Source organism: Novipirellula sp. (assembly GCF_041583735.1).
Lineage (GTDB): Bacteria > Planctomycetota > Planctomycetia > Pirellulales > Pirellulaceae > Novipirellula.
In genome coordinates, this window is record NZ_JBFHFD010000597.1 from 1 (window position 1) to 5,411 (window position 5,411).

Annotated in this window: 5 protein-coding genes and 1 pseudogene; 3 read left to right on the top strand and 3 right to left on the bottom strand. The window is 55.8% G+C overall.

Annotated features, from left to right (window positions below):
• The 3 genes and pseudogenes from ABX962_RS29115 to ABX962_RS29125 form a co-directional block, all read left to right on the top strand.
• A pseudogene (locus ABX962_RS29115) lies at positions 1–437 on the top strand (hypothetical protein); the annotation flags it as partial.
• Entirely contained in the window at positions 434–1,519 is a 1,086-nt protein-coding gene (locus ABX962_RS29120; RefSeq protein WP_372724763.1) for a prenyltransferase/squalene oxidase repeat-containing protein, read from the top strand. The pseudogene ABX962_RS29115 and the gene ABX962_RS29120, both read left to right, overlap by 4 nt.
• Positions 1,516–3,165 carry a TlpA family protein disulfide reductase gene (locus ABX962_RS29125; RefSeq protein WP_372724765.1) on the top strand — a complete coding sequence of 550 codons (1,650 nt, stop codon included), beginning with the start codon at positions 1,516–1,518 and terminating at the stop codon, positions 3,163–3,165. The genes ABX962_RS29120 and ABX962_RS29125 overlap by 4 nt, the downstream gene beginning before the upstream one ends.
• A 169-nt stretch (positions 3,166–3,334) precedes the next feature.
• Here the strand turns inward: ABX962_RS29125 and ABX962_RS29130 are convergent, their stop codons facing one another.
• The 3 genes from ABX962_RS29130 to ABX962_RS29140 all read right to left on the bottom strand — a co-directional run.
• Positions 3,335–3,874 (bottom strand): rhomboid family intramembrane serine protease, encoded by a 540-nt coding sequence (locus ABX962_RS29130; RefSeq protein WP_372724767.1) that lies wholly within the window; start codon positions 3,872–3,874, stop codon positions 3,335–3,337.
• Between the two features lie 54 nt (positions 3,875–3,928).
• A complete protein-coding gene (gene queC, locus ABX962_RS29135) occupies positions 3,929–4,624 on the bottom strand; it encodes a 7-cyano-7-deazaguanine synthase QueC (RefSeq protein WP_372724769.1) in 696 nt (231 codons plus the stop codon).
• Between the two features lie 92 nt (positions 4,625–4,716).
• A partial coding sequence (locus ABX962_RS29140) for a 3'-5' exoribonuclease YhaM family protein (RefSeq protein ID WP_372724771.1) occupies positions 4,717–5,411 on the bottom strand: 695 nt, incomplete at its 5' end.

The window sequence follows — 5,411 nt, forward strand, 5'->3', positions numbered from 1 at the left end:
AGCCGAAGCTTCGCCAGCGAAGCGAACGGTTGGCAGGTGAATTGGAATCGCTACCCGACGGCTTGGTGCATTTCGAAAGCGATATCAATTTGTTATTGATGGCCAGCCAAACGATGAACGAAGCAGCCAGCTTGTTGCGTTCGCTGAGCACGGGTACCGAAACGATCGCGGCACAAACCGAAGTGATTGAGATGTTGCTGCGGTCCAAGCGGATCAATCCGCAAGGAGGCGGCGACGGCGGTGCGAGTCCCGAAGGGGGAGGGCAGGGCGAAACCGATCAGGATGCGTTGGCGCTGCTAGGTGCGGGGCTGAATGCGAAAGAAAAGCTGCGTGAAAGCGAGGTTCGTCAAATGACGGGCGAATCAGGCCGCTCTCTGCCCGAAGAATTTCGCAGCGGACTCGGAGAATATTTCCGGCGATTGGAGGAGAGTCGATGAGCAAGCTAATTTGCCAAGTCACTGTGATCCTGCTGCTTGTCGGTGCACTGTTTTCGTCGAACGCGAATGCTCAGACTCGTCAACCCACACTGGCACCCGCAGCCACAGGCGACGACAACGATCCCGTTTCGCGTGAGGTTCGCGAAATGTACGATGCCGGGTTGGCCTATTTGCTGCAGACCCAGACTGAAAATGGAACTTGGGCCACCGGCGGCGAAGCGGGCGCCGGGACCACGGCGCTAGGGTTGTTAGCTTTTTTAGCGTCAGGAGACGATCCCAACTTTGGTCTCTACCGCAGCGCCATTCGCAAATCACTTCGCAACATCATTCGCAACCAATCGAGCGATACCGGATACATGGGGCCAAGTATGTATCACCATGGGTTTGCGATGCTGGCGCTGGCCGAGGCGTATGGTGCCGTGGATGAAACGGATTTATGGAAAAGCGATTCGATTTATGTTGCGGATAGTGAGAATCAACGCAGCATCGGACAAGCGTTGGAGTTGGCGGTGCGGTCGGCATTGACGTCTCAAAAGAACAATCCGCTCGGAGCATGGCGGTATTCACCCGGCGCAAAAGACGCCGATACGTCGGTTAGCGGCGCGGTAATGATGGGCCTATTGGCCGCTCGCAATGCCGGGATTGAAGTTTCCGATGAATCGATCGATCGGGCCCTCGACTATTTTTCAAGCATGACATCCGAGACCGGCGCGGTGGGCTACGCGGGAGGTCTGAGCGGATTCGGAGAATCGATTGCCCGTTCGTCGATCGTGTGTTTGGTCTATGCCATCGCGCGGCGAAAAGATCTGCCTCAGTACGCGGCGACGGAAAGCTACTTGCGAAAGAATCTGAACGAACGAACCGGATGGATCGAGTATGCGTGGTACTACCAATCACAAGCTCTGTTCCAAGCGGATGTCGAACTGTGGAGAAAATGGAATGAATCGCTGGTACGAAAATTGAAATCGCGTCAGAGTCCCGATGGTAGCTTTTCGGGTGACTTAGGGGCCGCGAATTCGACCTCGATGTCTCTGTTGGCTTTGGCCTTGAACTTTCGATTCCTGCCAATTTACGAGCGATGAATACGATGCGAATTGGCTTTGCTGTTTTATTAGGAACGTTCATTGCGGCGCAATCGCTGTTTGCCTCAGGGCCTCGGATGCGAGTCTGGCTTGTCGATGGAGGCTACGTCGACGGGAATCTCCGTTGCGATGCAACCACGGGGCACATCATCTGCGACAGCCCAATGTTTGCGGCGCCGCTACAGTTTGATGCCGGCGTGGTGCAGAGCATCACCAAAAAGAACACGATCTTTGGTCGACGTTACAAACTGCGTCTTGCGGAATCCAAGCAATATGAATTCGGAAGTCCGTCGCGTGCCTTATTTCCGCGATCATTCGTGCCCGATTGGCATCGATCTCTCGTATCTCACTCGCTCGAGATGCAACTCGACTGCGAAGGTGTCCATCTAGCAGGATGGCTTGTCGATCGTCCGTCAAAGCAGAACGGTCGATTGGTGTGGCAGACCGCATTGTCTCGAAATGCGTCGGCGATCGCCGAACATTCGCAAGGGAAAATCACGATCGGTTCGCCTCGTCGAGAGGAAGTGTCCGAGGAATCCGATGGAGCGCTGCCGATCGTTTTCCGTAGTGGTGATGCTGTCAATGCAAATATCGAGAGCATTGATTCGGGAGGCGTTACGGCGAGATGGACTGGTCAAGGCAAAGTGTTGGTCAAGGGAACGGAACTCCAATCGGTGACGCTGACCAAAGTCACCAAGCCGCTTGACGTTGACCCGCGAGATCTGCAGCGAATGCTTGTCGTGCCGCGAGCTCAGCAAGATGCGCCGTCGTCGCATTTGGTTGTCTCGGTAACGGGGGATTTGCTGCGGTGTAATGTCTTGGAACTAAAGTCCGAAGTGTTGGTCGCCGAAGTGCGGTCCAAGTCGATTGAGCTTCCGCGTGACCGTATCGCCAAAATTGTTTGGCTTCATCCGCAGTCCGACGCACAGCCCAGGGACGATGAGTTCCTTGTTCATGCCGTGCTCGTTGATAAACGGGAAGTCACGCTGTGGGGCTTTGCAATCGAAGATCAGAAGTTGACGGGGCAGAGCAGGGCGTTCGCCGAATTCGAGGTTCCGCTGAGCGACATCAAGTCCATTCACTTTGGTCGTGATCCAGTGGCCCAGGCGTCGGACCGTATCGAGCGTAATTGGGTAATCGAGTCGGCAACGGTACCGATGGCCTACCGCGACGAACCGACTCGTAAAGCACCGGCGTTAGGTGTTGCTTCACCGCTGATTGGCAAGCCGGCCCCTGATTTCGATTTGAAAACGATCGAGGGGGAATCGTTTGATTTGGCGTCGCTGAAGGGACGTGTTGTCGTGCTGGACTTTTGGGCCAGTTGGAGTGCCCCGAGTCTGCGAGGCTTGTCCGATTTCTCGCAAGCGATCCTGGAGGTGGGCGGCAACGACGTCGCGTGGGTGGCAATCAATTTGGAAGAGTCCGGTGTGAGTGCATCGCGAGCGATCGAGCGAGTCAGTGTGGACGCGGCGGTATTAATGGATGTCGACGGTGACGCGGCTTATGTTTACCAAGCCAAGTCGCTACCACACACCGTCATCCTCGATCGCCGCGGAGTCGTGGTGACCGTGATCGACAGCAGCACCCCCAAACGCCTGGAAGTCTTTCGCCAAGCACTAAGCCAAGTGTTCACCGAGCCGAAGTAATTGCACGCCTATATGCATTTTGCGTCGAAAGCGTAGCGGAAGCCGTCAACGGCTTTCGGGCCGGCGCCGAGTGCCTCTCCGAGATTTTCAAAAGGCTAACGATCAAAACATATGGCGAGTTGTCGTTGTTGCCTTGCCGCACTCCGTCATGGTCGCTCAAAGCCGATAACTATCGCGATCGTGAGGTTGCGATGCCGACGATCAGGCCGCTGATGCCGCCGAACAGATGGCCGTCCCAGGAGATGACGGAGCTCCATCGCGGTAGCATTCCCGTCAGCAAGGTGCCGCCAAACAGAATGCCGACGACCAGGGCGATGGCGATCGACGTGAGTTGTTTTTCGCGGATCCCGACGGTGATCAAGTAGGCGATCAAGCCGAACACTAGTCCGCTGGCGCCGATGTGGTTAGCACTGCGACCAAACAGCCATAACAGGACTCCATTGCCGACCACGATCGCGGCAATGATCGGCCAGGCACGATGTCGCGATGCAATCGTTAGCCCCAACAGGATTGCCAGCGGTATCGTGTTGGCAATCAAATGTGCGAAACTGGCGTGTAGAAACGGCATCATGCCAATGCCCACCAGCCCTCGTGGCGTTCGTGGTAGCAATCCAAACTGGTTCAAGTCGATCGGAATCACGAAATCGACAATCCGCACCAGCCACATGGCCAGCAACAAAAGCAGGATCGGATAGGCTTGTTTTGTCAATGAAGTGCTCACGGCGAGACCCTTGCAGCGGCACGGCGATCGTTTGCAATCTGACTACAGACTCGGGTCGGTCATTGCGTTTTCGGCAAAGCCTTTGTTTCGCAGCAGACACGCATCGCAGTGGCCACAGGGCGTGCCTCCTTGGCCTGGATCATAGCACGACAGCGTTTGTGAGTAATCGACGCCAAGCGAAATGCCTTTGGCAATGATTTGAGCTTTGCTCAGATCTAGTAGTGGTGTGTGGATCCGCAGTGGCTCGGCCCCTTCGACGCCTGCTTTGGTGGCAAGGTTGGCCATGGTTTGAAACGCCGTGATGAACGCCGGTCGACAATCGGGATACCCGCTGTAGTCCAGTGCATTAACGCCGATAAAGATGTCGGTCGATTGAATCGTTTCAGCAAACGCCAATGCGAGCGAAAGAAACACGGTGTTGCGTGCGGGAACATACGTGACGGGGATCGATTCACCAACTTCCTCGACGGCTTCGTGCTTTGGCACGCCAATCGATGCATCGGTGAGTGCCGATCCACCGAACTGGGCCAAATTGATGTCGACCACTCGGTGCGATGCTGCGCCAAGCGAACGGGCAAGCTGTTGAGCTCGCTCGAGTTCATACTCGTGGCGTTGCCCGTAGCGAAAACTGATCGCGTGCGCCGCAAAGCCTTCCGCATTTGCGATCGCCAGGCACGTAGCACTGTCGAGACCGCCCGAGAGAAGGACGACGGCGCTGCGTTTTTGTGGACTTGTCATCACGGTCTCCATTCGGTCCCGAAGGCTTTGGGGGCGTGCTTGTTGTGGTAAAGCGTAAATGGTTGTCACAGGCATTGAAGCCTATGCTACGGTTAGTCTCGCTTGTTCCACAACTTGCGGCCAATCGTTGGGTTATAGTTTGTCCAGTTGCCGTCGGCGGAAATGTCGGATTCGATGATGTTGGTGTACGATTCGATCTTGGCGTCGAGATTGTCGATGTGATGCAGCGTCACCGCTTCCAGAGTGACGGGCAATTTTGGGCTGCCGAATTCAATTTGCCCGTGATGGCTGACCACGAGATGCTCGAGCTGGAGACGCAGTTCGTGAGGAAATGGCTCGGCGGGCGAATCGATCTCACGAATCTTCTCACCAAGCATCTGGACGCCGATCACGATGTGTCCCACCAATTGACCACGGTCGGTATAGGTGGCTTCGCCTTCGGAAGAGAGCTCTTCGAGTTTCCCGAGGTCGTGCAAGAAGGCGCCGAACATCAATAACTCGGTATCGAGTTGCGGATAGCGGGGGCCGACCAAAATGCACAGTTCCATCAGATCGAGGGTGTGTTTCAGCAGGCCGCCGGGGTAGGCGTGATGGTTGCTGACTGCCGCAGCCCCCACCTCGAGTCGCTGCATGAACATGTCATCGCTCAGAAAAGCTTGCCCGAGTCGCCGTAGATGAACATTGTGTAGACCCCCCAACAGTTCGCTGAGCCGAGACCGCAATCGTTGAGATTGGTCCGCATCAAAACGTTCAAAATCGGCCACGTCCACTTCGCTCGCATCCATCC